Annotated in this window: 25 protein-coding genes; 11 read left to right on the top strand and 14 right to left on the bottom strand. The window is 70.4% G+C overall.

The genetic code is table 11. From position 1 onward, the window contains the following. Positions 1-70: 70 nt before the first annotated feature. A complete protein-coding gene (locus ACFZDJ_RS38275; RefSeq protein ID WP_391065966.1) occupies positions 71-2,074 on the bottom strand; it encodes a maltotransferase domain-containing protein in 2,004 nt (667 codons plus the stop codon). A gap of 77 nt (positions 2,075-2,151) precedes the next feature. Further along, the gene (locus ACFZDJ_RS38270) at positions 2,152-2,463 is read right to left on the bottom strand and encodes a DUF5133 domain-containing protein (RefSeq protein WP_391065963.1); all 312 of its coding nucleotides are present in this window, start codon (positions 2,461-2,463) and stop codon (positions 2,152-2,154) included. Between the two features lie 304 nt (positions 2,464-2,767). Here ACFZDJ_RS38270 and ACFZDJ_RS38265 point away from each other — a divergent pair, with 304 nt between their 5' ends. Next, a complete protein-coding gene (locus tag ACFZDJ_RS38265) occupies positions 2,768-3,283 on the top strand; it encodes a pep a2 (RefSeq protein WP_391065960.1) in 516 nt (171 codons plus the stop codon). A gap of 175 nt (positions 3,284-3,458) precedes the next feature. Next, positions 3,459-4,856 (top strand): FAD-binding protein, encoded by a 1,398-nt coding sequence (locus ACFZDJ_RS38260; RefSeq protein WP_391065957.1) that lies wholly within the window; start codon positions 3,459-3,461, stop codon positions 4,854-4,856. Here the strand turns inward: ACFZDJ_RS38260 and ACFZDJ_RS38255 are convergent, their stop codons facing one another. From ACFZDJ_RS38255 to ACFZDJ_RS38240, 4 genes are all read right to left on the bottom strand, one after another. Further along, entirely contained in the window at positions 4,857-5,666 is an 810-nt protein-coding gene (locus tag ACFZDJ_RS38255; RefSeq protein WP_390933720.1) for an SAM-dependent methyltransferase, read from the bottom strand. 31 nt (positions 5,667-5,697) lie between these two features. Then, positions 5,698-6,198: a hypothetical protein gene (locus ACFZDJ_RS38250; protein ID WP_384925750.1), complete on the bottom strand. Its 501-nt coding sequence runs from the start codon at positions 6,196-6,198 to the stop codon at positions 5,698-5,700. A 210-nt stretch (positions 6,199-6,408) separates the two neighbouring features. Continuing rightward, positions 6,409-6,654, bottom strand: a complete 246-nt coding sequence (locus tag ACFZDJ_RS38245; RefSeq protein ID WP_168505433.1) for a DUF397 domain-containing protein — start codon at positions 6,652-6,654, stop codon at positions 6,409-6,411. Between the two features lie 3 nt (positions 6,655-6,657). Beyond that, the gene (locus tag ACFZDJ_RS38240) at positions 6,658-7,479 is read right to left on the bottom strand and encodes a helix-turn-helix transcriptional regulator (RefSeq protein ID WP_168516884.1); all 822 of its coding nucleotides are present in this window, start codon (positions 7,477-7,479) and stop codon (positions 6,658-6,660) included. A 295-nt stretch (positions 7,480-7,774) separates the two neighbouring features. On the opposite strand from ACFZDJ_RS38240, the gene ACFZDJ_RS38235 reads away from it, so the two are divergent. Then, on the top strand, positions 7,775-9,187 hold the full coding sequence (locus ACFZDJ_RS38235) for a hypothetical protein (RefSeq protein WP_391065954.1): 1,413 nt from the start codon (positions 7,775-7,777) through the stop codon (positions 9,185-9,187). Between the two features lie 230 nt (positions 9,188-9,417). On the opposite strand, the gene ACFZDJ_RS38230 is transcribed toward ACFZDJ_RS38235, so the two are convergent. Continuing rightward, positions 9,418-10,230 carry an SDR family NAD(P)-dependent oxidoreductase gene (locus ACFZDJ_RS38230; protein WP_384925744.1) on the bottom strand — a complete coding sequence of 271 codons (813 nt, stop codon included), beginning with the start codon at positions 10,228-10,230 and terminating at the stop codon, positions 9,418-9,420. A 153-nt stretch (positions 10,231-10,383) separates the two neighbouring features. Between ACFZDJ_RS38230 and ACFZDJ_RS38225 the strand changes: the two genes are divergently transcribed. From ACFZDJ_RS38225 to ACFZDJ_RS38215, 3 genes are all read left to right on the top strand, one after another. Further along, positions 10,384-10,866 carry an ATP-binding protein gene (locus ACFZDJ_RS38225; RefSeq protein ID WP_168505427.1) on the top strand — a complete coding sequence of 161 codons (483 nt, stop codon included), beginning with the start codon at positions 10,384-10,386 and terminating at the stop codon, positions 10,864-10,866. After that, on the top strand, positions 10,863-11,495 hold the full coding sequence (locus ACFZDJ_RS38220; protein ID WP_391065951.1) for a DUF6624 domain-containing protein: 633 nt from the start codon (positions 10,863-10,865) through the stop codon (positions 11,493-11,495). Before ACFZDJ_RS38225 ends, ACFZDJ_RS38220 begins: the two co-directional genes overlap by 4 nt. A gap of 181 nt (positions 11,496-11,676) precedes the next feature. Further along, the gene (locus ACFZDJ_RS38215; protein WP_168505425.1) at positions 11,677-12,195 is read left to right on the top strand and encodes a hypothetical protein; all 519 of its coding nucleotides are present in this window, start codon (positions 11,677-11,679) and stop codon (positions 12,193-12,195) included. 20 nt (positions 12,196-12,215) lie between these two features. Here the strand turns inward: ACFZDJ_RS38215 and ACFZDJ_RS38210 are convergent, their stop codons facing one another. The 5 genes from ACFZDJ_RS38210 to ACFZDJ_RS38190 all read right to left on the bottom strand — a co-directional run bounded on the left by ACFZDJ_RS38210 (position 12,216) and on the right by ACFZDJ_RS38190 (position 17,323). Beyond that, positions 12,216-13,367, bottom strand: a complete 1,152-nt coding sequence (locus tag ACFZDJ_RS38210; RefSeq protein ID WP_384925760.1) for an MFS transporter — start codon at positions 13,365-13,367, stop codon at positions 12,216-12,218. A gap of 313 nt (positions 13,368-13,680) precedes the next feature. Then, entirely contained in the window at positions 13,681-14,550 is an 870-nt protein-coding gene (locus ACFZDJ_RS38205) for a LysR substrate-binding domain-containing protein (RefSeq protein WP_390933724.1), read from the bottom strand. 97 nt (positions 14,551-14,647) lie between these two features. After that, on the bottom strand, positions 14,648-15,328 hold the full coding sequence (locus ACFZDJ_RS38200; RefSeq protein ID WP_390933725.1) for a response regulator: 681 nt from the start codon (positions 15,326-15,328) through the stop codon (positions 14,648-14,650). Then, positions 15,325-16,539, bottom strand: coding sequence for a histidine kinase (locus tag ACFZDJ_RS38195; RefSeq protein ID WP_391065949.1), 1,215 nt, complete (start codon positions 16,537-16,539; stop codon positions 15,325-15,327). Before ACFZDJ_RS38195 ends, ACFZDJ_RS38200 begins: the two co-directional genes overlap by 4 nt. A gap of 184 nt (positions 16,540-16,723) precedes the next feature. Beyond that, positions 16,724-17,323, bottom strand: coding sequence for a TetR family transcriptional regulator (locus ACFZDJ_RS38190; RefSeq protein WP_390933727.1), 600 nt, complete (start codon positions 17,321-17,323; stop codon positions 16,724-16,726). 143 nt (positions 17,324-17,466) lie between these two features. On the opposite strand from ACFZDJ_RS38190, the gene ACFZDJ_RS38185 reads away from it, so the two are divergent. The 4 genes from ACFZDJ_RS38185 (at position 17,467) to ACFZDJ_RS38170 (ending at position 20,832) form a co-directional block, all read left to right on the top strand. Further along, positions 17,467-18,066: a MarR family transcriptional regulator gene (locus ACFZDJ_RS38185; protein WP_391065946.1), complete on the top strand. Its 600-nt coding sequence runs from the start codon at positions 17,467-17,469 to the stop codon at positions 18,064-18,066. Between the two features lie 267 nt (positions 18,067-18,333). Continuing rightward, positions 18,334-19,023 carry a winged helix-turn-helix domain-containing protein gene (locus tag ACFZDJ_RS38180; protein WP_390933729.1) on the top strand — a complete coding sequence of 230 codons (690 nt, stop codon included), beginning with the start codon at positions 18,334-18,336 and terminating at the stop codon, positions 19,021-19,023. 424 nt (positions 19,024-19,447) lie between these two features. After that, positions 19,448-19,645, top strand: a complete 198-nt coding sequence (locus ACFZDJ_RS38175) for a ferredoxin (protein WP_101408374.1) — start codon at positions 19,448-19,450, stop codon at positions 19,643-19,645. Beyond that, positions 19,642-20,832 carry an FAD-dependent oxidoreductase gene (locus ACFZDJ_RS38170; RefSeq protein WP_391065943.1) on the top strand — a complete coding sequence of 397 codons (1,191 nt, stop codon included), beginning with the start codon at positions 19,642-19,644 and terminating at the stop codon, positions 20,830-20,832. The genes ACFZDJ_RS38175 and ACFZDJ_RS38170 overlap by 4 nt, the downstream gene beginning before the upstream one ends. 35 nt (positions 20,833-20,867) lie before the next feature. Here ACFZDJ_RS38170 and ACFZDJ_RS38165 read toward each other — a convergent pair whose 3' ends face one another. Continuing rightward, positions 20,868-21,920: a dihydrodipicolinate reductase gene (locus ACFZDJ_RS38165; protein ID WP_391065940.1), complete on the bottom strand. Its 1,053-nt coding sequence runs from the start codon at positions 21,918-21,920 to the stop codon at positions 20,868-20,870. Between the two features lie 99 nt (positions 21,921-22,019). Beyond that, positions 22,020-22,700, bottom strand: coding sequence for a TetR/AcrR family transcriptional regulator (locus ACFZDJ_RS38160; protein WP_079174160.1), 681 nt, complete (start codon positions 22,698-22,700; stop codon positions 22,020-22,022). Between the two features lie 112 nt (positions 22,701-22,812). Between ACFZDJ_RS38160 and ACFZDJ_RS38155 the strand changes: the two genes are divergently transcribed. Further along, positions 22,813-24,132, top strand: a complete 1,320-nt coding sequence (locus ACFZDJ_RS38155) for an AMP-binding protein (RefSeq protein WP_391065936.1) — start codon at positions 22,813-22,815, stop codon at positions 24,130-24,132. Position 24,133 lies beyond the last annotated feature (1 nt).

Below are 24,133 nucleotides of genomic sequence, written 5' to 3'. Positions count from 1 at the left end.
TTGAACCAGTCGGGGTCGCGGTCCCTGGCCGGGGTGTCCTCGAAAGTGTCCGGGACGGGCTCGTTGACGATCATGTGGTGGGTGACCCTCCGATCCGCGGTGAGGTGTCGACGGCGAGCACATGCGCACCGCCCGGCCCCAGTCGCACGAAGTTGGCCCTGCCCCAGTCGTAGGTCTCGCCGGTGAGCTCGTCGCGCACGGCGACGGACTCGTGCCAGTCCAGGCCGAGTCGCGCCATGTCCAACGAGACCGTCGCCTCCTGGGTGTGGTGGGGGTCGAGGTTGGCCACCACCACGACCGTGTCGTCGTCCGAGCGCTTGCTGTAGGCGATCAGGGCCTCGTTGTCCGTCTGGTGGAAGTGCAGGTTCCGTAGCGCGTGCAGAGCCTTGTGGCGCCGTCTGATCCGGTTCAGCTCCGTGATCAGCGGTGCGATCGTGCTGCCCTCGCGCGCGGCCGACTCCCAGTCACGTGGACGCAGTTGGTATTTCTCGGAGTTCCGGTACTCCTCGCTGGCGGGCCCGACCGGAGCGTTCTCGCACAGCTCGTACCCGGCGTAGACCCCCCACGAAGGCGAGAGGGTGGCGGCGAGTACGGCTCGCACTTCGAAGGCCGGCCGACCGCCCCGCTGGAGATGGCCGGGCAGGATGTCGGGGGTGTTCACGAAGAAGTTGGGCCGCATGAAGGCGGCCGTCCCGCCCGACAGTTCGGTGAGGTAGTCGGTCAGCTCCTGCTTGGTGGTGCGCCAGGTGAAGTACGTGTACGACTGCTGGAAGCCGATCGCCGCGAGCGTGTGCATGATCGCGGGCCGGGTGAACGCCTCGGCCAGGAAGATCACGTCCGGGTCGGTGCGGTTGACGTCCGCGATGACCCGCTCCCAGAAGACGACGGGCTTGGTGTGCGGGTTGTCGACGCGGAAGATCCGCACGCCGTGGTCCATCCAGTGGCGCAGCACCCGCAGCGTCTCCTGGACCAGCCCCGGCATGTCCCGGTCGAAGGCGATCGGATAGATGTCCTGGTACTTCTTCGGCGGATTCTCCGCGTACGCGATCGACCCGTCCGCCCGGTGGTGGAACCACTCGGGATGCTTCTCCACCCACGGGTGGTCCGGCGAGCACTGCAGCGCGAAGTCGAGTGCGACCTCGAGCCCCAGTTCCGTGGCGCGGCCCACGAACGCGTCGAAGTCGTCGATCGTGCCGAGATCCGGGTGGATCGCGTCGTGGCCGCCCTCGGGAGAACCGATCGCCCAGGGCACGCCGACATCCCGACGGCTCGCCGACAGGCTGTTGTTGGGGCCCTTGCGGAAGGTGGTGCCGATGGGATGGATCGGCGGCAGATACACCACATCGAAGCCCATCCCGGCGATGGCGGGCAGGCGTTCGGCGGCGGTGCGGAACGTGCCGTGCACCGACGGGTCCAGCTGTCCGCTCTCCGAGCGCGGGAAGAACTCGTACCAGGCGCCGTACAACGCCCGCTTCCGTTCCACGAGCAGGGGCATCGGCAGCGAGCGGGAGATCCGTTCGCGCAGGGGGTGTGCGGTGAGAACGGCGGTCACTTCCGGTGCCAGGGCGGCGGTGAGACGGGCCGTCGGCCGCCGGGAGTCGTCGCGCAGGGCGTGCGCCGCGGCCCGTACGACCGCTCGACCGGCCGGGTCCGGTACCGCGTCCGCGGCCCGCTCGTACAGCGCGGCGCCCTCCTCCAGGACCAGCCCGGCGTCGATCCCGGCCGGGACCTTGATTCCGGCGGTGTGGCGCCAGGCGGCCACGAGATCGCTCCAGGCCTCCACCAGATAGGTCCAGTGGCCCACGGCTTCCGGTGTGACCTCGCCGCCCCAGCGGTCGGTGCCCGGGGCGCGTTCACGCATCGGGGCCCGCGGGCCGGGGCGGCCGCTCTGGTCGCACAGGACGACTTCGGCGCCGAGCACATCCCGGCCCTCGCCGAAGACGGTGGCGGTGACCTCGAAGGTCTCCCCGACGACCGCCTTCGCGGGGCGCCGGCCGCACTCGACGACCGGCTGGACGTCCACGATCGGGATACGGCCGATCGGGTCACGGCCATGGGCCGGGTGTGCCTCCATGATTCGCCTCCGCCGTCCTCGCGCCCTGCCCCCTCGGTTCAGAGCTGCACCGAAAATTCCCGACACCACGGTCCGTCTCAGGGACGCCCGCCGACCGCTCGACCCACGCCCCGACCCTGAGGCCTCTGGGCGAGCTGAGAACCCCGCGCGCCGTGCGTCACCGTCATCGACGACCGCGCGGAAGCCGGTGCCTCGCCCCGCAGATAGTGCTCGGCGGCGTCCACCGCCTCGCGCGCGCAGCGCTTCCCCATCAGCACGCACAGGGTGTACCCCGTGTTCTCGAAGTTGCCCCGCACCGTGTGGTCGGCGGGGGCCATGAGCAGCAGGCGTTCCCAGGCCCGGTATCGCTCCAGATGCCTGGCGACCTCGGCTTTGGCAGGCAGCAGCATGCGCCGGTCACCTTTCCACTCTCTCGACTGCGCACGGGACACCCGGCTGATGCCGGACGGCCGTGCACGGAAGGGCACCGACCCACTACGGAGGGCGGTGCCCTCACTCATGGTGCCTGTACGGCCACTCAGCGTCTTGTTGGCTCTTCAACCACATGGGGGCGGGCTCTCGTGTTGCACGAACGGAGTAGTACTCGCACTCTGGGACTGACTCAAAAGCGATCAGTGCTCACGCTTCGTGATCGGGGCTCGGTCCGAGAAGGGCGAGGAGAGGCGAGAGCTTCGCCGTGAGGAGCCAACGAAGATGAAACCTGCAGTGCCCTGCTACTACCACCTCGACGTGGAGGTCAGCCCGGAGCGGGTTGGCCAGGTCAAGCGCATATTGGGGGCCCATCTCCGGTACTGGAACCTGGATACGCTCGTCGATTCCGTCTGCCACTGTGCGGAAGCGCTGCTACACACGATCGACCGGCACGCGACGGACAAGAACACCACCATCGAGATGTGGTGGAACGGTTCCCACCTCATCACCGCGGTCTCCGACAACGACCAGGATCTCCGCCCGCACAACGAGCCCCAGGGCTGTCTGGCGCAGATCGCCGCCCTCAGCGACGGCTGGGGCTGCTGCGCCACCGGCGCCGGCGGCAAGATCATCTGGTTCTCCTGGCGGGCCCGCGCCGCCGAGCACGCTCCGCTGGTCCCGACCGCGCCCATGCCCAGTCTGCGGGAGGCGCGCCGGACACCGCGTCAGGTGGCGCTGCCGGAACCGGCGCTCGCGGCGTCCCGTCACGACGCGGAGGCCGTGATCGCCGTGACGTGATCACGGCGACCGAGGGGCGGGGACCACCCGCCCCAGCGGCCGTACGCCAAAACGCTGATCCAGGCAGCCGTGGGAACCGGAGCAGAACAAGCGCATCGGATCCATCGGAGGGAAACTGGAGGCAAGGCCCCGGACACGGGTGCCCTGAAGCCGGCCCCCAGACAGGGGGAGGGGTATGTCCATCACGACGTCACAGGCTGCGCACCAGGAACTGACGGGATTCATGGGGCAGTTGATCGGACCCGGCGAATCCGAGTACGACGAGGCACGTGCTGTCTACAACGCGATGATCGACCGGCGGCCCGCCCTGGTGGCGAGGTGCACCAGCGACGAGGACGTCTCCTACGTCATCGGCTTCGCCCGCGACCACGGCCTCCCGCTCGCCGTGCGCGGTGGTGGCCATCATGGCGCGGGCCTGGGGGTCTGCGACGACGGTGTGGTCCTCGACCTCTCACCGCTCAAGGACATCGAGGTCGATCCGGGGGCCCGCACGGTACGGGTCGGGGGCGGCTGTGTGTGGGGCGAGGTCGACCGTGCCACCCACGAGCACGGCCTGGCCACACCCGCCGGCATCATCTCCACGACGGGCGTCGCCGGCCTCACCCTGGGCGGCGGCATCGGGCATCTCACCCGCGAGTACGGACTGACCGTCGACAATCTCCTGGCGGCCGACCTCGTCCTGGCGAGCGGCGAGCACGTGCGCGCGAGCGACACGGAGAACACCGATCTGTACTGGGCGGTCCGCGGGGGCGGCGGAAACTTCGGCGTCGTCACCTCGTTCCTGTTCCGGCTGCACGAGGTGAGCACCGTCGTCGCGGGCCCCACCTTCTGGCCCGCCGAACTCGGCGCCGAAGTCCTCACCGCCTACCGCGACTTCCTCCCGAACGCCCCCCGCGAACTGAACGCATTCTTCCTGTTCGGCTCCGTGCCGCCCGGCCCGCCGTTCCCCGAGGAGATCCATCTGCGCAAGATCTGCGGGGTCGTCTGGTGCCGCGTCGGGGACGACACCGAGGCGGCGGCCGCGGAGATGGCACCCCTCCTCGACGCCGTGCCCGAGCCGCTGATGCACGGAGCGGCGCCGATGCCGTACCCCGCGCTCCAGTCCGCGTTCGACGGGATCTACCCGCCCGGCGACCAGTGGTACTGGCGCGCGGACTTCGTCGACGAGATCCCCGACGAGGCGGTCGCTTCGCACATCGGGTACGGCGCGACACCGCCGACCTGGAAATCGACGATGCACCTGTACCCGATCGACGGCGCCGTCCACGACATCGCGCCGGCGGACACCGCCTGGAGTTACCGGAACGCGCGCTGGGCGACCGTGTACGCGGGCGTGGACTCCGATCCGGCGGGCGCCGAGCGCGTCAAGCGGTGGAGCGTCGACTACTCCGACGCCCTGCACCCGTACTCCGCGGGCGGGGCCTACGTGAACATGATGATGGACGAGGGCCAGGAGCGCGTACGGGCCAGCTATCGCGACAACTACGCCCGCTTGGCCCGTATCAAGGCCGACCGCGACCCGGACAACCTGTTCCGCCTCAACCAGAACATCCGACCGGCGCCACGCACCTGATCACGGTTTGAGGGCCACCCCGCCGTGCACGTCCGTGGGCTCCGGTGCGGTGCCGGGCTCGGGGCGCCACAAGGGGCAGGAGACGATGCCGGGTTCGATCAGCTCCAGGCCCTCGTAGTACGCGGTGATCTGCTCCGGGCTGCGCAGCACGTAGGGGACGGCGCCCGTGTCGTCGTAACCCTGCTGGGCCTGCTTGAGCGCGGCGTCGGTGTCGGTGCTGTCGTAGTGCACGAAGTAGCTGCCGGAGGGCAGGGCGGCCTGGAGGGTGCGGACGATCGACTTGGCCTCCTCGTAGTCCTGGATGTGACCGAGGATGCCCATGAGCATCAGGGCGACGGGTTGGCCGAAGTCCAGGATCCGGCTCGCGGCCTCGACGATCTTCTCGGGCTCGTGCAGATCCGCGTCGATGTAGTTGGTGACGCCCTCGGGGGTGCTGGTCAGCAGCGCCTGGGCGTGGCGCAGCACCAGGGGGTCGTTGTCCACGTAGACGATGCGCGACTCGGGCGCCACCCGCTGGGCGACCTGGTGGGTGTTGTCGTACGAGGGCAGGCCGGTGCCGATGTCCAGGAACTGGCGGATGCCGAGCTCACCGGCGACGAAGGTCACGGTCCGGATCAGGTATTCGCGGGAGGCCCGGGCCATCGTCTCGATGTTCGGCGCGACCTCGCGGTAGGCGTCGCCCGCGATCCGGTCGACCTCGTAGTTGTCCTTCCCGCCCATCCAGTAGTTCCAGATGCGGGCCGAGTGCGGCACCGTGGTGTCGATCTTGGACAACGCCTCTTGGTCGGGGTTGGGCCGGCTGTCTGCCATGGGATGTCTCCTGCCTCCGTCACGCGGTCTGTCAATAACCTACCGTCAACTGCCTTTCACACAGCCCGAGTTGATGATGTGCGCAGGCAGGGCCGCGGATGGGGTGGCCGAGGTCCTTGGCGTCCAGGGTCACCACGGGGACGTGCTGGGCGAGGGTGCGCAGCGCCCGCTCGTACGCGTCGACCGCCTCCGTGTCGTCCGTCTCGCCGGTCACGTGGATGAGGGCCCCGTCGCGTTCCGCCACCGCTTCGGCGAAGTCGAGGGCCTGGATCCAGGTCACCCGGGAGCGTCCGCGGCGCAGCGGTCCGTAGACCAGCTCGTGGACGAGACTGCCGTCGACGGCCAACCGGCCCGGTGCGGCCAGGAGTTCGCGGTACGGCTGGGTGGGATCCACGTGATGGAGGGGCCCGCGGCAGAGCCGGACCAGGAATCCGCGCCGGGCCAGCTCGCCGATCAGGGCGCTTCTGCCGATTCCGTCGGGACCGTCGACGACCAGGGTCCGGCACCGGGCGAGGGCCTGGTCGAGGATCATCCCCGCACCTCGCGGCAAGGACCGGTGCGCATACCGCTCCCTCCGGGACGACCGATTCCCTCAGTGTGGAGGGACAACCCGCACGGCGGGAGTGGGTGTGCGGGTTGTCCGGTTGTGCGGGCGTAGTGGTGGTGCGGGTGTAGTGGTGGTGCGGGTGTGGTGGTGGCCCGAGGGGCCGACGGCTCTCCCGGCCTCAGGCGGTCCCGCGTCTCAGGCGACGAGGAAGTCGGCCTGGCCGGACTTCGCGCCCTCGAGGAACGAGATCATCTCGTCCCGGGTGTAGACCAGCGCGGGTCCGTCCGGGTCCGTGGACTGGCGGAAGGCCACACTGCCGTCGGGCAGCCGCTTGGCCTCGACACAACTCCCGCCGTTCGTACCGCTCCAGGGCTTCTCCCAGCCCTCGGTGCCCAGGTCGACGGCCGGCATACCGCTGTAGATGGGGCCCTTGATTCCCATGGATCACAACTCCTTACGCAATTCGGCCAGGATGGCCCTGGTCCGAGCGACCGGTTCCGCCTGCACGGACATCCGGTCCAGTACTTCGAGATAGGTGACGACGTCGCCGGGCCGGTCGACATAGACGGCGCCGGCGAGGCTTTCGGTGTAGATGACGTCGGGCAGTTCCGAGAAGCCGAAGCGGAAGTGGTGGAACGGGCCGAAGGCGCCGGGGTGTGCCCCCACCCCGAAGCGCATGACCTGGATCCGGACCTTCGGCATGTCCAGGACCTCGTGCAGCCGGTCGATCTGGGCCCGCATCACCTCGGCCCCGCCCACCGGGCGGCGCAGCACCGTCTCGTCGAGGATGGCCCAGATGGCGGGCGCGTCCGGCTTGGCGAGCAGGTCCTGCCGCCTGGTCCGCAGGGCGACGCGGCGGGCGACGTCCTCCTTCGACTCGTTGGGGAAGCCCACGCGCATGAGCGCGGTGGCGTAGTCGTTCGTCTGCAACAGGCCCGGAACGTAGTGGGGTTCGTAGAGACGGATGACGCTGGCTTCGCTCTCCAGGCTCACGTAGGCGCTGAACCACTCGGGCAGCACGTCGCGGTACTTGTACCACCAGCCCGGCTGGTTGGCCTCCCGGGCCAGCGCGAGGAAGTCGTCGATCTCCGTCGCCGGCACCCCGTAGGTGTGCAGCAACTCCTTCACATAGGGGATCCGGAGGCCGACCTCGGCCTTCTCGATCCGGCGGACCGTCAGTGGAGTGACCTCGATCGCCCGTGCCGCCTCCTCGAACGACACTCCCGCCTGTTCCCTCAGCTGCCTCAGCCGCTTGCCGAGAACCATCCGCAGGACCGTGGGTGCGCTGCCGCCCGAGCGGTTGTCACTCACGTCCTACCTCCCGGTACGGCTGTATCACAGCGTGCAGTGTGCCACGCGGTCGTTGACAGAGACAGGGCGATGCGGATCGTTCTGAAATTATCAGAACGCCGGTTGCGTGTTGAGCCTGTCGGCGACCATAGTGACCGAGTGACCTGTCGCACAGTCCCTGGCGACATGCGTTCAACTGTGCTGTGTCGTAAGGGAATTGATGTACCGGCAGGTACGGGCACAGCCGTACGGACCGTGATGCGAGATCTGGGTGGCCACCGTGACCGACGGACAATCAAGGAGCGCAGGCAAGGGCCCCGGCGGGGCCAACTCGGCGCTGGCGGCCGCCCTCAAGGAAGCCGGTTGCTCCTACGCCTCCCTCGCCCTCAGGGTCAACGAACTGGGCCGCCGCCAAGGCGTGGACTCCAACTACGACAAGGCGTCGGTCACCCGCTGGCTCCAGGGCCAGCAACCGCGGGGCACCACACCGGAGTTGATCGCCACCGTGCTCTCCGGGCGGCTCGGCCGCGCCGTGTCGCCCGCGGACCTCGGCTTCCACTTCGATCAGCGGCGCCCGGTCGCGGGCCGGGCCCTGGTCTATGGCGAAGACGTGGCGGAAACCCTTCACACCCTGGCCGAACTGGGCTCCACCGACATCTCCCGCCGCAGTCTCCTCGGCTCGGTGCCCTTCGTCGCCGCCGCGCTGACGAACCCCCAACGCGATTGGCTGCTGTGGCTGTTGGAGCAGCAGGAGGGCTTCCGCCCGACGGTGGTGGCGAGCGGCGGACCCGTCGAGCAGGTGCACGCGATGATCGCCATGTTCGACCAGATGGACAATCACTACGGCGGTGGCGGGGTGCGCACCAGCATCGTGCACTATCTCTCCACCGAGGTCGTGCCCATGCTTCAGCGCCGCGGCACCCCGCCGCAGCTGCAACGGCAGTTGTACGCCGCTGCCGCGCGCCTCGCCGCGATGGCCGGCTGGAGCTCGTACGACGCGGGGGAGTACGGGCTCGCGCAGCGGTACATGACCCAGGGGCTGCGCCTGTGCGCCGAGGGGCGCGACCGGGTGCTGGGCGGCCAGATTCTGGCCGGGCTCTCCCATCTGACCACCAACCTCGGCCGCCCCGACGAGGGGGTGGCGCTGGCCCGGGCCGGAGTCGCCACCGCGAAGGGGGCGGGCAGCCCGCTCGGACTGATGCGCCTGTACGCCATGGCGGCACGCGGGCATGCCGCCCAGGGACACTCGTGCGAGGCCTCGGAGGCGCTGCGCCTGGCGGAAGGGCAACTGGACTTGAGCCGGGGCCCCGACCAGGAGTCCGTCTGGGTGCGCTACCTCGACCACCACTATCTCCAGGCCGAGGCGGCCCTGTGCTTCCGTGACCTGGGGCTCGCCGCCCAGGCCGAACGTACGGCGAGCGAGTCGCTGAGCGCGGGCGGTGACCGGCGCAGACGCCAGGCCATCAGCCGCTCGGTGCTCGCGACCGCGCATCTCCAGCAGGACCGGCTCGACGAGGCCGTCGGTACGGCCACCGAAGCGCTGGACACCCTCAGTACCGTGCACAGCGAACGGTCGATCCAGGCCCTGCGGGACTTCCGCACCCGTCTGGAGTCACGCCGCCACGAGCCGATGGTGCAGGAGTTCGAGCGCAGGTCCCGTGCGGTGCTGGGGGCGGTCGCATGACGGGGAGCGCGGCGGTCGGCCCGGTGGGTGACTTAGCGGGATCGGTCCCCGGGACGGGATCGGTCCCCGGGACGGGATCGGTCCCCGAGACGGGATCGGTCCCCGGGACGGGATCGGTCCCCGAGACGGGATCGGTCCCCGAGAGGGGAGTGGTCCCCGAGACGGGAGTGGTCCCCAAGAGGGGAGTGGTTCCCGAGACGCGAAGGGTCCCTGAGGCAGGAACGGTCCGCTCAGTAGCCGTCCGGGGAGGGCGCGTTCTGGGCGCGGTCTACGGGGAGGTGGGCTCCGGAGATACCGCTCGACCAGTCGGACAGCAGAAACGCCACCACCCGGGCGACCTCCTGCGGAGCGACCGGCGCTCCGCTCGGAAGCTCCGTCGCCACGAATCCTGCGTACGCCGCGGGGTCCTCCCGGCGCATCCGGTCCCAGCGCCTGCCCGGGATGAGCATCGACCCGGGGGAGACGGCGTTCACCCGGATTCCGTCCGGGCCCAGTTCACGGGCGAGCGAGGCGGCCAACTGGATCTGGGCGGACTTCGCCACCCCGTACTGGACGGGCGGCCCGGGCTTCCAGCCGGAGATCGACGAGATCACCACGACCGATCCGCCCCCGGCTGCCCGCAGATGCGGCACCGCGGCCCGGACCAGGCGTGCGGCGTGGCCGACGTTCACTTCCCAGGTCGCCGCCCAGTCCTCGGCGTCCGTCTCCTCGAAGCGGCCGCCGCGAGAACCGCCCGCACAGGCCACCACCCCGTCGAGCCCGCCGAAACGATTCGCCATGGCCGCGACAAACTCCTCCAGGCGCTCCGGTTCGGTGACGTCGAGCGCCTGGGTGAACAGCGGGGAGTCCAGCGATGCCGCCAGCGCCGCCAGGTCGCCCGCGTCGCGCGCGCAGGTCGCCACCCGGGCCCCTTCGGCGGCGAGCAGCCGCACGATCTGCTCGCCGAGACCCCGCGTTCCACCGGTGACCAGGACGCGCTTGCCGCGTACCCCCGACCACCCGGTGGGATCGCCAGGGCGCACCGGCGTCCGGCTCCCGCTCACGTTCCTCACCTGATCGAACATACATCCCATGCCACTACGTGCCTGCAACCGGACAACCCCGATACCCCCTGGTCGGCGCGGGGCCGTGCCCTGTTGGCTGCACGGGCAGCCATCGAGCACATCCCCCACCCGCGCTGCAACGAAGGAGGACCGATGACGGCATCCAGGGCTCATCGCCGCGGGCCGTCGCACTCACCGCGGCACGACGCCGTCGTGCTGCCCAGGACGCACCCCAGCCTGGTGCGGACCACGGTCCCCGCCCAACCCTCGCGCGCGGCCGGAGTGCGGGACATGGTCGCCGAGCACCTCACCCCTCTGCGTCTGCCCTCCGAGTGCCTCGACAACGCTGTCCTCGCGACGGACGAGCTGTTCGCCAACGCGGTCAGACACGGCAGTCCCGGCCCCCGCGACACGATCACCGTCACCCTCGAACACATCGGGCACGAGCTGCGCGTGACGGTCGCCGACCGTTCGTCCGCCCTGCCGCGACCGCGCGACACGGGCGGCGGCGAGGAGTCGGGACGCGGACTGGCCATCGTGGCCGCACTGACCGACGACTGGGGCATCGCGCCGCCCGACCCCGGCACCACGGGCAAGAAGGTGTGGTTCACACTGGCGCTCCGGGGCATGCCATGAAGCGATTACCGGGGCATCTCACGGTCGGCATGCCGACGGAGCCGGACGGCGCAAGGTCGGAGTCGGACGGCGCACCGGGGGAGCTGGGCGGAGCACCGGGGGAGCCGGGTGCGGCGTCCGCGCGGATCCTCCCGGCACTCGCCGCCGCGCTCGCCCGGGAACTCTCGCGCCGGGCCGACGAGGAGCGGCACCTGATGCGGCAGGCGCGGACGAACCCCACCCCACAGGTCCGGCGCGGCCTCGTCGAATGCCGCAGGACCAACGCCGACGCCCTCGGGACGATCGTCCGCCGACACGGCTGGCCGGCCGCGGACCTGGTCGGCGCGCCCGCCTCGACCGCTGCCCTGATGATCCTGCTGCACGCTCCGGACCTCGACTTCCAGCTCCGCTGCCGCGACCTGATCGCCCAGGCCACCGCGGACGGGCGCTGCCCCGGCCCGCACCACGCCTACATCGCCGATCACTGCGCGGTCGAACTGGGCCAGCCCCAGTTCTACGGCACCCGGGTCGACCCCGCGACCTTCCGCCCGTATCCGATCCGGCGGCCCGAGACCCTCGAGGAGCGGCGCCGCGATGTCGGCCTCGGCCCCCTCGACGAGCAGATGCGGACGCTGCGCCGCGGCGCCTGAGAACGTGATGTGCAGCACGCACGGAAATGTCCCCCGGGTGGCAGGGACACGGGTTCTGGCTGGGCACGGCTTGATCGCCGATCAAGGAGGGCAAAAACGCTGGCCACGGTGCGTTCCGCCCATTTGACACCCAGTTGAGAGCACAGATAGGAAACAGCTCTCTGAGGTGGAGAGGTGGACCGTGCACGAACCGAACGTGGTCGGGGACTGGCAGGAGTACGACGAGCATGCCGGCCTGCGCGTCCGCGTCCACGGGGTGGAGCGGGCGGAGCCGCCGCGCGGACGCGACGACGCCGCCGAAGGGCTCACCTACTTCCGGTGCCGGGTGACCGTCGAGAACCGTGGTGGCGAGCACTTCGGCATCCATCTCGAGGACGGCCAGATGGACATCCGTGTCGGCCCCGACGGCGAGAGCGCCTTCCTGGACTGGCGCAACTCCCAGTTCATCGAGGGCTACGACGTCTACCCCCTGCGCCGGGCCACCGCGGTCCTCTTTGCCGCGGGCCCGGACGCCTCCTTGCCCCGGGTGGACATCCAGATCCAGCTGAAGGTCGACGACGAGTGGACCGACCGGTACCTGTGGGTCGGCGGCGTCGACCTCCACGAGGGTTCGGTCGACGCCGCCGCCCGGTCCGACTCGGCGAGGGACAGCCTCGCCTGTCAGGTGAGCAACTTCCTGCGGGGGGAAGCGGGATCGTGACCCGCTCCCCGGGGCACTGATCAGGCCGTACGGCGTTCCGTCGTCCAGTGGAGCAGGCCCAGCACCGGCAGGGCGGCGCCCAGGACGGTGACCGCGGTCCAGCCGGCCGCGTGGTAGGCGATCGAGCCGAGCTGGGAGCCGAGCGCGCCGCCGACGAAGAAGATCGCGATGAACGCGCTGTTGAGGCGGGCGCGGGCGTTCGGGTCGAGCTGGTAGATGGTGTGCTGGCCGAGGATCAGGGTGGTCTGCACGGCCGTGTCGATCAGCACGGCGGCCAGGGCGACCAGGGTGATGTGGGACTGACCGAAGCCCGCGAGAGCGAAGGCCAGGGCCGCGACGGCGAAGGCGATCCCGGTCATGGGACGGACGAGCCCGCGGTCGGCCCAGTGACCGGCGAACGGGGCGACGGCCGCACCGGCCGCGCCGACGAGCGCGAAGAGGCCGACGCCGATGGGGGAGTAGTGGAAGTGGGGGCCCGTCAGGACGTACGACACGGTGGTCCAGAACGCGCTGAACGCACCGAACATCGCCGCCTGGTAGAGGCCCCGGCGCAGCAACACGGGGTGTCGGCGCACCAGTTGGAGCGTGGAGCGCAGGACATGGGCGTACGGCATGGTCGTGGTCGGCGCGTGCTGCGGCAGGGCCGCGCGCAGGGCCAGCGCCAGCAGGGCCATCAGGACGGCGGAGCCGAGGTACACCACCCGCCAGCCGGCCACGTCGGAGACCAGGCTGCTGAGGGTGCGGGAGAGCAGGATGCCGGTGAGCAGGCCGCTCATCACCCGTCCGACGATCCGGCCACGTGCGTGGTCGGGGGCGAGGCTCGCCGCGAAGGGGATCAGTATCTGGGCGACGACCGAAGTGCCTCCGCTGATCAGGGAGGCGATCAGCAGCATGGGGAAGTTGGTGGCGAGACCCGCGGCGACCAGGGCGAGCGTGGTGACCGTCAGGAGCACGCTGATCAGTCGGCGCTTCTCCAGCCGGTCGCCGAGCGGGACGAGGAAGAGCATGCCCAGGACATAGCCGACCTGGGTGAGGGTGATGAGTCCGCCGGCGGCCGCCGTGCCGACATGGAACACGTCGCGCAGCGAGGACAGCAGGGGCTGGGCGTAGTACAGGTTGGCGACCGTCATGCCGGAGGCGACGGCGAAGAGGGCGACCAGCCAGCCCGGCACGCCGTGCGCCGCCTGCGCGGTGGCGGTCTGGCCCGGTGACTTGAGGACGGGGGACTTGGACACGGGCACCTTCTCGGGAAGGGAACCGGTGGAGCGGTTCGGGAAGCGCTGGGTGGTGGTCGAGCGGCCTCGTTGCCGCTCGCACGGTTTCCTCAGCGTCCGCGGTGCCTGCGTGCTTCCCCTGCCACGGCGATGATTTCGAATGTCAGTCATCTCCGAACGAGATGAGCTGAGAGATCGAGAGGATCGAGTTGAGGGATTGAGCCGAGGGATGAGCCACCGCGTCCCTCCGTCGCCACCCACGCCACGACCGTCAGGCCATGTGCCGCAGCAGGGCCGCCACCGCCGGCGGCGCCTCGCCGCGCGGCTGGACCACCATGACCTTCCAGCTCGGCGCGTGCCGGTCGAAGCGGTGCTTGTCCAGGTCGGGGAAACGGTCGGCGATCGAGATGGGCATGACGCACACACCCAGGTCGGCGCGGACGAGTTCGGACGCCGCGACGATGTCGTTCACCTCGAAGGTCGACTCGCGCTCGACGGCGGCCGCACGGAACGCCCGGTCGACGGCGAGGCGGATCGCCCAGCCGGGCGTGAAGTCCACCAGCGGCAGCCGGGCCGCTTCGGCGAGTGTGACGGTCCCGTCGGGCCCGGTCCCGCCCAGGACCCGGCCCGGCGCGGACACCAGCACCATCTCCTCCCGGGCGAGCAGCCGGGTCACCAGACCGCGCTGCTGCTGACGGTCGAGGGCGACCACCGCCAGATCCACCGTGCCCTCGCGCAACGCCTGGCGGATCTCGGTCACGGCCCCCTGCCGCAGCCGCACCACCACTCCCGGATGCTCCGCGCGCAGCGCGGCCAGTGGGCGGTGCAGGTCGGCCCACACCCCCTGCATCGTGCCGACCGTCACCCGTCCCCGCAGTTGCCCCCGCGCGGCGTCGACCGCCGACCGCGCCTGTTCGGCGGCCCGCAACGTCGCCCGCGCGGCCGGTACGAAGGCCTCGCCCGCCGGGGTCAGCGACACCCGGTGCGTGGTGCGGTCGAACAGCGGGGTCCCGAGCTCCCGCTCCAGTGCGCGCACGGTGCTCGACACGGCGGACTGCACCACGTGCAGCCGCTGTGCCGCGGCGGTGAACCCGCCCTCCTCGGCCACCGCGACGACGACCTCCATCTGCCGCAGATCCATGTCCTCTCCCGATGCCCCGGTCCATCTCTCGCAGAGATGCTGGTCCTCCTGGGCTATCACAGAACGGGGCGGGGCGGTCACCCGGACTGCTGTGGTGTCAGGGGGTGGGGGGTGTGGGGGTGACGAGGCCGGTTTGGTAGGCGATGACGACGAGTTGGGCGCGGTCGCGGGCGCCGAGTTTGGTCATGGCGCGGTGGATGTGGGTGCGGACGGTGAGGGGGCTGACGGTGAGTCGGTCGGCGATGTGGTTGTTGGAGTGGCCTTCGGCGGCGAGGGCCATGACTTCGCGTTCGCGGGCGGTGAGGGTGGTGAGGGCTTCGGGGGGTGCGAGGGGGGTGCCGGGGGTGGGGGTGGTGAGGAAGCGGGTGATGAGGGTGCGGGTGGCTTGAGGGGAGAGGAGGGTGTCGCCGGCGGCGACGGTGCGGATGGCGTCGAGGAGGGCGTCGGCGCCGACGTCTTTGCCGAGGAAGCCGCTGGCTCCGGCGCGGAGGGCCTGGGCGACGTATTCGTCTATTTCGAAGGTGGTGAGGATGAGGACGCGGGTGGTGTCGAGGGCAGGGTCGGCGCAGATGGTGGCGGTGGCGGTGAGGCCGTCGGTGTGGGGCATGCGGATGTCCATGAGGACGATGTCGGGTTGGTGGATGCGGGCGAGGTCGACGGCTTCCTTGCCGTTGGTGGCTTCGTCGACGACTTCGAGGTCGGGGCAGGAGTCGATCAGGATGCGGAAGGTAGCCCGGAGCAGGGCCTGGTCGTCGGCGAGCAGCACACTGATGGTCATGGGGTGCGGTCCTCTTCCGGGGAGGGGGTGTACAGCGGTAGATCCGTGGAGACCTCGAAGCCGCCCTCGGCCCGGTGATCGGCCTTGAGCCGGCCGCCCACGGACAGGGCGCGCTCACGCATGCCGATGAGACCGAAACCGTGGCCCGGGGCCGGAGCGGCGGTCACGGTGGTCGCTCCCTCGTCGGTGACCGTGATGGTCAGCCGGTGGTGGGAGTAGACGAGCCGTACGTGTGCGGTGTCCGAGGCCGCGTGTTTGGTGACGTTGGTGAGCGCCTCCTGAATGATGCGGAAGGCGGTCAGGTCCACTCCCGGTGACAGCGGGCGTGCCTCGCCCTCGGTGGTGACGTGGACCTTGAGCCCGGCGGTCGCGAACGCGGCCGTGAGTTCCGAGAGCCGGTCCAGGCCCGGGGAGGGTTCCAGCGGCGCGTCGGGGTCGTTGGTCTGGCGCAGCAGTCCGACGGTGGCCTTGAGTTCGCGCAGCGCCGATGCGGTGGTGCCGGCGAGGTCGTCGAGGATGTTCTGCACCTGCTGGGGATGGGTGCGCTGGAGATGGGCGGCCGTCCCGGCCTGCGCGTTGGCCAGCGCGAGGTGGTGGGCGACGACGTCGTGCAGCTCACGGGCGATGCGCATGCGCTCCTCGGCCACCCGGTGCCGCGCCTCCTCCTCACGGGTGCGCTCGGCGATCTCCGCGCGGGCGTGCACGGCCTCCAGGTAGTCGGCCCGCAGCCGGGTCGCGGTGCCCCAGGTGATGGGCACCAGCACCCAGAAGACGGGGCCGACCGTCGCGAGGACGAGGGACAGCGGATGGTGAGAGGAGTCGACGAGCAGCGCGGTGGTGACCAGCAGCGCGGCGGTGCCGGCCAGGCCGATGCGCGCGGTCCTGCGGTCGGTGTGGACGGCCAGCCAGTACAGCGCGGCCATGAGCGGTGCCAGCAGCAGGGGGGTGATCAGATAGCCCAGGGCGTTGGCGGCGTTGGCGGCGGCCGCGGTCACCGCTACCGCCGTGAGCGGGTACCTGCGGTGCCACATCAGGGCCAGGGCACCGATGCCGCCCAGGAGAATGCCGGGCCACGGGGCGAGGTGCCGGCCGGTGGGTTCCCCGCTGGTCCAGGTGGTGCCGAGAGCGGCGGCGGCGAACAGCAGCAGGACGACCGCCACGTCCTGGACGCGGGGGTGGTCCTTGGCGAACCTCTGCCAGCCGGTGTTCATCGGGAGCGTTTCCTGTCGGGTGCTGTGACCATGGTGAACCCTCTCAGCCTCCCTGAGCAGGGGCGTCCCGTCGTCATGTGTCGGCCGACTCTCCCGGCTACTGAGAACGCAGTACCGAGCGACCGGTATGTCCTACCTGAGCATGACGATGATCGGCCGGACAGGCCTCGGCCGGACCGGCCTCCTAGTCGTCGGTCACCAGGATGAGGTCGAGAAAACGGTTCAGCGGTTCGATGATGTCGAGGCGCTGGTTGAGCAGCCACTGGGCCTGCAGGCCGTTGAGTACCGCCTGGAAGAGGGTCGCCGCACTGTCCGGACCGAGGCCCTCCCGCAGCTTCCCCTGCGCCTGCAGCTCGCTCAGGCGCCGTGTGACATGGGTGCGGCCGCGCTCGTACCGCTCGACGAAGTAGCCGTGCGCGGGGTGCTCCGGCCGCGAGGCGGTCGCCGCCAGCTCCAGCCACAGACGCATCAGCTCGGGGGTCTTCTGGTGGCGCACCAGAAGAGTGCAGAGATAGGGCGCGAGCGCTTCGAGGCTGTCGACCTCGGCCACGCCCTCCTCCCACTCCTCGGTGTCGCGCTGGGCGAGCACCTCGGCGAGCAGGTCGTCCTTGCTGCGGAAGTGGTGCAGGAGACCGGCGTGGGTGATGCCGGCCCGCTCGGCGATGTCGCGGAGCGAGGCACGGGCGTATCCGCGTTCGGCGAAGCTGTCGCGCGCCGCGCGTACGATCTCCGCTCGCCGGGCCGGTGTCTTCGCGTACGGTCCGCGTGCCTTTCCCTGGTCCACCGGCGCATCGTAGCGCTGTGTGAGCGCTTGCTACGCGGACGGGATCAACCAGGTGCGCGCAGCAAGGCTCCGGGTCGCGAACGCCGGCCAAGCAAGCGCATTGGAACTTACTTGAGTCAGGCAAGCAGTGATACCTTGGGTGTATGCGTGCACCAGTGCCACGAGCGCCCGCCTCGTCCGACGTGATCGAGATCGAGCGAGCCCTCAACAGCATCTCCTATCTGAACAGCCGGGTCCGGCAGCACGATCGCCTGATGGCCATGGCAGGGCTGCGGTTGGACCGTGCCGCGGTGGCGCTGCTACGCCAGATGGCCGACTCCGGTCCCCTGCGTCCCGGTGAGCTGGCGGCCCGGTTGGAGGTGGAGGCGTCCCACATCACCCGGCAGGTGCAGCAGCTGCGGAAGGCTGGCTATGTGAGCCGCGCGCCGGACCCTGACGACCGGCGGGCCCAGCGCGTCGAGCTGACCCCGGCCGGCCGGGACGCGATCGACCGGATCCGTGCGACGAGCTCGCGGGGCATGCAGATGGCGTTGGCGGAGTGGACGCCGGCGGAGCTGCAGCGCCTTGCGACGTTGTTCCACGGGATGGTGGACGACTTCCTCGCGCATGTCACCGAGGGTGAGGAGAGCGAGGGGCGGGCCGGGGTGGTCGAGCCCTGGGTCGGTGTGGCCGGGGTTCGGGGTGGTGTGGTCGAGGCTGGGGATGGGGTGGCCGGGGGCGACGGGGCGGCGCGGTCGGACTGATTGCGCGGAGGTGTCGCCCTTTGAGGGCGTGGGGCGTGGCTGCCCATCGAGCGAGCCTCCGTCGACTCCAGTCACTGGTGAGTGCGGCGTCGCCGTGGTGAGCGCCTGGCCGCCCGTTCGCGCAACCCGGTCTGTGTGTCTGCGGCCGTCCTTCGGACGTCCTGAAGCGCCGTCAGGGGAGGTCGACCGTGTGAGGTCGTGAGGTCGTGAGGTCGTGAAGTCGTGATGCTCCAGCTCTGCACGAATGGTCGTTCCGTGGACGGAAACATGAGTGAGAAGCGGTCGCCGGCGCGCGGTGACGGACAACGCGTCCTGGTCGTCGTCGAGGACGCCGAGACCACCGAACTGCTCGCGACGACCATGGAGTTGGCGGGCTATCGGGTCAGCACGGTGAGCACCGGCGCCGAGGCCATGGTGCGCCTTGTCGAGCACCGCTTCGACCTGGTCGTCCTCGATGTGACCCTGCCCGATCTGCAGGGACTCTCCCGCGGGAGCCGCTTCACGCCCGCCGATCGCCCACCGGTGCTCTTCCTGACCGCATATCAGAGCCTGGGCCGACTCGTCCCCGAACTCGGTGCGGGCCGGGAGGACTACGTCACCAAGCCGTTCCGGATCGCCGAGGTCCTCGCACGGGCCGAGGTGCTGCTGCGCGACCGCAGTCCCGAACGGGAAGGGCCGTCCTACGGAGACCTGGTCCTCGACGACGACACCGTTCAGGCGTGGCGCGGTCAACGGGAGATCGACCTCACCCCCGCGGAGTACCGACTGCTGCGGCATCTGCTGGTCAACGCCGAGCGGGTGCTGTCCAAGGAGCAGATCTGTCGTCATGTGTGGGGCGAGGGCCGTGCCGACAACGCGATCGAGAAGCTCGTCTCCCGTCTGCGGCACAAGGTGGACCGGGACGGCCCCGCGCTGATCCACACCCGCAGGGGCTTCGGGTACTGGCTCGGCCACTGACCCCGGCCGGGGTGGTGATCTGCGTCACGTCAGCTTGTGGTCAGGAAACTGGCCGGAGCGTGTCAGTCCGGTCCGGTTGCATATGCGTACTGGCCTTTCCGTCGTGCTTCGTTCTCCGTCCCGACGGAGCCCCCCATCGAGGAGTGACATGGCTGAGCCCCTGGCGGGCGCCGTGCGCGATGCGGCCGCCCCTGCGCGTCGGCCCCGGTACCGGTGGAGCCGCGTGACCGAAGACGGTCGCAAAGGTTCGCATGTGGGACGAGAGCACATCTTGACTCATCGCCCACGTGGGCAGTTTCCCGCATGTGACCGAACGCCGGGAGTGGATCGCGAAGATCACTCCGACGTGAGCTCTCCCCTTGCGACTGCGATCGCGGCCGCGCACCGACTTATGCCGACTTGTACCGACCGAAGGGAAAAGATCATGCGTATAGAACTGGACGAACCGAAGTGCGTCGCGTCGGGGCAGTGTGTGATGGCCTCTCCCGAGGTGTTCGACCAGCGGGAGGACGACGGCGTCGCGATCCTGCTGGAGGAGGCGCCCGGCGCTGAGCTGCTCGACGGCGTGCGCGAGGCCGTCGCGATCTGCCCGGCCGCGGCGATCCGACTGGTCGAGAAGTGAGGCGGATCCTGGTCGTCGGCGCCTCGGCCGCCGGGCTCGCCGCGGCCGAGACGCTGCGCCGGGAGGGGTACGACGGCACGCTCACCCTCGTCGGTGAGGAGACCCATCTGCCCTACGACCGTCCGCCGCTGTCCAAGCAGATCCTCTCCGGCGAGTGGAGCCCGGAGCGGCTGCCGCTGCGCGCCCGTGCCGATCTCGACGCCCTCGACCTCGACCTGCTTCTGGGGCGCGCCGCGAGCGGCCTCGACCTCGCCGGGCGCGCGGTGCTGCTGGCCGACGGGACGCGGCTGCCGTACGAGGGCCTGATCGTGGCGACCGGCGTACGGCCGCGCAGACTGCCCGGCGAGGGTGACGCGCATGTGCTGCGCACCCTGGACGACGCGCTGGCCCTCAGGGACCGGCTGGGGCCCGGGCGGCGACTCGTGGTCGTCGGTGCGGGGTTCCTCGGCGCGGAGGCCGCCGCGGTGGCACGGGGGCTGGGAACGGAGGTGACTCTCCTCGAGCCGGCGCCGGTTCCGCTGGCCCACGCGGTCGGTGAGCAGGTGGGACAGGTTCTGTCGGGGGCTCATCTGGACCACGGCGTGGACCTGCGCACCGGGGTCGGTGTGGCCGAGGTGTCCGACACCGGCGTACGGCTCACGGACGGGGAACTGGTCGCGGCCGACGAGGTGTTGGTGGCGATCGGTTCGCTGCCGAACACCGAGTGGCTGGAGGGCAGCGGTCTGAAGGTGGCCGACGGGCTCGTGTGCGACGAGTACAGTGCCGCTGCGCCGGGTGTGTACGGTGCCGGGGACGTGGCTCGCTGGCACAATCCGCTGTTCGGTACGTCGATGCGGATCGAGCACCGGACCAATGCCGCCGAGCAGGGCATGGCCGCCGCCCGCAATCTGCTCCACCCGGACGCGCGCAAGCCGTTCGCGCCGGTGCCGTACTTCTGGTCGGACCAGTACGACATGAAGGTGCAGGCGTTCGGCCATCTGCGCGGTCACGACGAAGTCGCCGTGGTCGAGGGCGAGTTGGACGCACGTCGGTTCGTGGTCGCCTACCGCGCCGGTGACCGTCTGGTGGGGGTCCTGGCGATCGGCATGCCGCCCAAGGCGATCCGCGGCTGGCGCCAGGCCGTGGCGACCGGCGCGTCATGGCACGAGGCCGTCGACGTGGCGCCGCCGCCCTCCACCGCGTCCTAGGGCCTGTCCGGCGGATCAGGCCCTGGTGCGGCGGCTCACCCGAGCCGGGCCACGATGTGCGGAAGGTCGGCCGTCGAGCGGATCCCGGGGGACGCCTCGCACAGGACCGGTACGGCGTTGACGGCGCGGTTCGCCGTGTACGACGGCGACATGGCGGCCATCCGGTCGAGGGGCACCGGGAAGCGCAGGTCGATGTCGAGCGGCGCGTCGCCGTCGATCGTGATGTGCCAGCCGGTGGCGCGGACGTCCCAGGCGCGGTCGAGGTCGGTGGTGCAGTACCAGGTGGCCCGGAAGCGCAGCAACGGCCGGCCGTCCCGCAGTCCCGAGACCGTGATCCGCTGGGCGGCCACGGTGCCCGGCCGCAGGGTGCCCGCCGCGATGTGGACCGGGCGGGGCGCGGTCGCGACCTCCCCCTCGGCCTCCACCGAGTCGAGCGGGATCGAGAGCGTGTCGGCGACCATGTGCAGCGACGGGCCGAAGCTGTCGCGCACCACGGACAGCCGGCGCTCGTCGTACTCGGCGGGGGGTTTGCCGAACCCCATCACGTCGAAGAGGAGTCCGGGCGAGTCGCGCTGGGAGAGATCGGCGAACTCCTCGATCGTCAGGCCGTCGAGCCGCCGTTGGATCGAGCTCAGGGCGAGGGGCAGCGCCTCCGTGATGAACCCCGGGCTGCTGCCGGTGCTGTGGATCGAGGACTTGCCGCTCTCGCACGCGGCCTCGACCCGCTCGCGCACCGCGGGGTCGAGGCTGGCGGCGCGATGGAACTCGCCCCGCGTCGTCACGATGTTCGCGCCCGAGGCCAGCAACCGGCACACCTCGTCCATGTCGCAGGCGCGCGGCATGTAGAGGACGCAGTCGGCGCCGAGCGCCATGATCTCGTCGATGTCGTGAGTGGCGGCCACACCGGTCGGGCCCAGTCCGCACAGCTCGCCCGCGTCACGTCCTGCCTTGTCCGGCGTGTGCGCGTACAGTCCGGCCAGCGTCAGGTCCGCATGTTCGAGGACCGCCCGCAGCGCGCGGGAGCCGATGTTGCCGCTGGCCCATTGGACGACCCGGTAGTGAGGCCTGGCGTCCGTCCGTACGGTCATGGGAACCCCCTGATCCTCCGGCACCATGGTGAGAACCATACTCTCCGAAATGGAGAATGGAACTCCCTGTGCGGGTGGGTCAGGGGGTCGGGACCCGTGTCACGCGGAGGCGGACCTGCCCGCCGTGGCCGGAACGCCCGAGATGCCGCCCAGGCAGAACTGCCAGACCTCCTCGGAGGTCACCGGGTGGGCGTGGCTGTCGGCGGGGACGCCGTGGGCCTGCGAGGCGAACATGACGGTCTGCATGACGAGGGCGGCCTGACGGCGGGGCTTCCCGCCGGCGATGAGACCGGCCTCGGCGGCCTGCTCGATGATCTCCGTGAAGACCGTGAGCAGCGGGATGTGGGCGGTCGCCACCTGCTCGGGGTGCTTGACCAGCAGTTGCAGCGCGAAGTCGTTGAACAGCGGGCGCTGGACGCCGGGGCTGGGGTGCGACTGCTCGTAGAGCGTCTCGACGGCGATCCGCAGGCGCTGCAGTGGATCGCTCTCGGTGGCGGCCGCCTCGCGGACCTTGGCGGCGCCCATCGAGAGCGCGTCCTCGAACAGGGCGAGGAGCAGTTCGTGCTTGCCGTCGAAGTGCTGGTAGAAGCTGCGCAGGGACTGCTTCGAGCGGTCGACGACCTCCTGCACGGTGAAGTCGGTCGTGCCCTTCTCGACGATCAACTCCTGTGCCGAGTCCAGGAAGCGCTGCACGCGTTGCTCGGCGCGAAGCTTCGCGGCACGGGTCGATCGCTCTACGGCGCGCTGGCGCCACGCTGGTTCTTCGGGGACTGCGGTCACTTGCAGAACGATACTCCACTTCAGCGGGAATAAGTTGCGGCGCCCTACCGAATCGCGCATCACAGGTTACGAGACTCTTACTTGCGTTCACTGAGAATGATATTCTCACCGCATGCATCTGGGATGGCAGGCGAAGCAGCGCCCCGACGCGATCGCGGTCATCGAGAGCGGCGGCAGGACCGTCACATACGCCGAGCTCGACGCACGGTCCCGGCAGCTGGCGGCGGCCTTCGGCCTCAGGCCGGGGGACGCCATCGCGATCCGTATGCCCAGTGGCGCGGCCTTCCTCGAAGTCGCCTGGGCCGCCCAGCGTTCCGGCCTCCTCTATACGCCGGTCAACACCCATCTCCTCCCCGCCGAGGTCGAGGAGATGGCGGAGGGCAAACTGCTCATCACCGAGGAGGTCTACGAGCGCCTGCTCGCGGCGCCCGGCACGGGGGAGTTCGAGGAGTGCGAGGGGCGGGAGCTCCCCTTCTCGGGAGGGACCACCGGGCGTCCCAAGGCCGTGCGCAAGCAGCTCACCGCGGGCCCGATGGGCGACCCCGCGGCCGAGTGCGTACAAGTGGCCCAGGGGCTGGCCCACTACGGCTTCGGCCCCGACGCCGTGTACCTCTCGACGGCCCCGTTCCACCACGCCTCACCGCTCGTCCACTGCATGTCGCTGCTCCGGCTCGGCGCGACCCTCGTGGTCATGGACCGCTTCGACGCGGCCGAGTGCCTGGAGCTGATCGAGCGTCACCGGGTCACGCACGCACAGTTCGTCCCCACCATGTTCGTCCGCATGCTGAAGCTGCCCGACGCGCGGCGCGCCCGTGACCTGAGCAGCCTGCGCGTGGTCCTGCACGGCGCCGCGCCCTGCCCGATGGAGGTCAAGCGGCGGATGCTCGACTGGTTCGGCCCGATCATCCACGAGTTCTACTCCGGGACCGAGGCGTACGGCTTCACGGTCATCGGTCCGCAGGAGTGGCTGGCGCACCCGGGATCGGTGGGCAGGGCGGGTGACGACGTCCGCATCGTCGACGGCGTCGTCCACTTCGGCGAGAACACCCTGGGTGACATCGGGTACCTCGACGAGGACGGCTATCTGTATCTGACCGACCGGGTCGCGCACACGATCGTGTCCGGCGGGGTCAACATCTATCCGCAGGAGGCCGAGGACGTCCTGGTCATGCACCCCGGGGTGGCCGACGTCGCGGTGATCGGGGTCCCGGACCCCGAGAGGGGCGAACGGGTCCTCGCGGTGGTCCAGCCGGCCGCCGCCGACGTGACCGCCGACGAGCTGCTCGCGTACTGCCGGGAGCGTCTCGCCCCGTACAAGTGCCCGCGCGCCGTCGACTTCGTCCTCACTCTGCCCAGGGACCCCAGCGGCAAGTTGCGCAAGGGCCTGCTCCGGGAGACGTACTGGCGGAACCACGAAACGAGGATCGTCTGAC

The organism is Streptomyces sp. NPDC007896, from assembly GCF_042959425.1.
GTDB lineage: Bacteria > Actinomycetota > Actinomycetes > Streptomycetales > Streptomycetaceae > Streptomyces.
This window is presented reverse-complemented; position numbering and strand designations above follow the sequence as displayed.

Excerpts from the sequence above, each read along its gene's own strand:
- ACFZDJ_RS38275 (WP_391065966.1), bottom strand. The coding sequence starts at position 2,074 with ATGGAGGCACACCCGGCCCATGGCCGTGACCCGATCGGCCGTATCCCG.
- ACFZDJ_RS38270 (WP_391065963.1), bottom strand. The coding sequence starts at position 2,463 with ATGCTGCTGCCTGCCAAAGCCGAGGTCGCCAGGCATCTGGAGCGATAC.
- ACFZDJ_RS38265 (WP_391065960.1), top strand. The coding sequence starts at position 2,768 with ATGAAACCTGCAGTGCCCTGCTACTACCACCTCGACGTGGAGGTCAGC.
- ACFZDJ_RS38260 (WP_391065957.1), top strand. The coding sequence starts at position 3,459 with ATGTCCATCACGACGTCACAGGCTGCGCACCAGGAACTGACGGGATTC.
- ACFZDJ_RS38255 (WP_390933720.1), bottom strand. The coding sequence starts at position 5,666 with ATGGCAGACAGCCGGCCCAACCCCGACCAAGAGGCGTTGTCCAAGATC.
- ACFZDJ_RS38250 (WP_384925750.1), bottom strand. The coding sequence starts at position 6,198 with ATGATCCTCGACCAGGCCCTCGCCCGGTGCCGGACCCTGGTCGTCGAC.
- ACFZDJ_RS38245 (WP_168505433.1), bottom strand. The coding sequence starts at position 6,654 with ATGGGAATCAAGGGCCCCATCTACAGCGGTATGCCGGCCGTCGACCTG.
- ACFZDJ_RS38240 (WP_168516884.1), bottom strand. The coding sequence starts at position 7,479 with ATGGTTCTCGGCAAGCGGCTGAGGCAGCTGAGGGAACAGGCGGGAGTG.
- ACFZDJ_RS38225 (WP_168505427.1), top strand. The coding sequence starts at position 10,384 with ATGACGGCATCCAGGGCTCATCGCCGCGGGCCGTCGCACTCACCGCGG.
- ACFZDJ_RS38220 (WP_391065951.1), top strand. The coding sequence starts at position 10,863 with ATGAAGCGATTACCGGGGCATCTCACGGTCGGCATGCCGACGGAGCCG.
- ACFZDJ_RS38205 (WP_390933724.1), bottom strand. The coding sequence starts at position 14,550 with ATGGATCTGCGGCAGATGGAGGTCGTCGTCGCGGTGGCCGAGGAGGGC.
- ACFZDJ_RS38200 (WP_390933725.1), bottom strand. The coding sequence starts at position 15,328 with ATGACCATCAGTGTGCTGCTCGCCGACGACCAGGCCCTGCTCCGGGCT.
- ACFZDJ_RS38195 (WP_391065949.1), bottom strand. The coding sequence starts at position 16,539 with ATGAACACCGGCTGGCAGAGGTTCGCCAAGGACCACCCCCGCGTCCAG.
- ACFZDJ_RS38185 (WP_391065946.1), top strand. The coding sequence starts at position 17,467 with ATGCGTGCACCAGTGCCACGAGCGCCCGCCTCGTCCGACGTGATCGAG.
- ACFZDJ_RS38180 (WP_390933729.1), top strand. The coding sequence starts at position 18,334 with ATGAGTGAGAAGCGGTCGCCGGCGCGCGGTGACGGACAACGCGTCCTG.
- ACFZDJ_RS38175 (WP_101408374.1), top strand. The coding sequence starts at position 19,448 with ATGCGTATAGAACTGGACGAACCGAAGTGCGTCGCGTCGGGGCAGTGT.
- ACFZDJ_RS38165 (WP_391065940.1), bottom strand. The coding sequence starts at position 21,920 with ATGACCGTACGGACGGACGCCAGGCCTCACTACCGGGTCGTCCAATGG.
- ACFZDJ_RS38155 (WP_391065936.1), top strand. The coding sequence starts at position 22,813 with ATGCATCTGGGATGGCAGGCGAAGCAGCGCCCCGACGCGATCGCGGTC.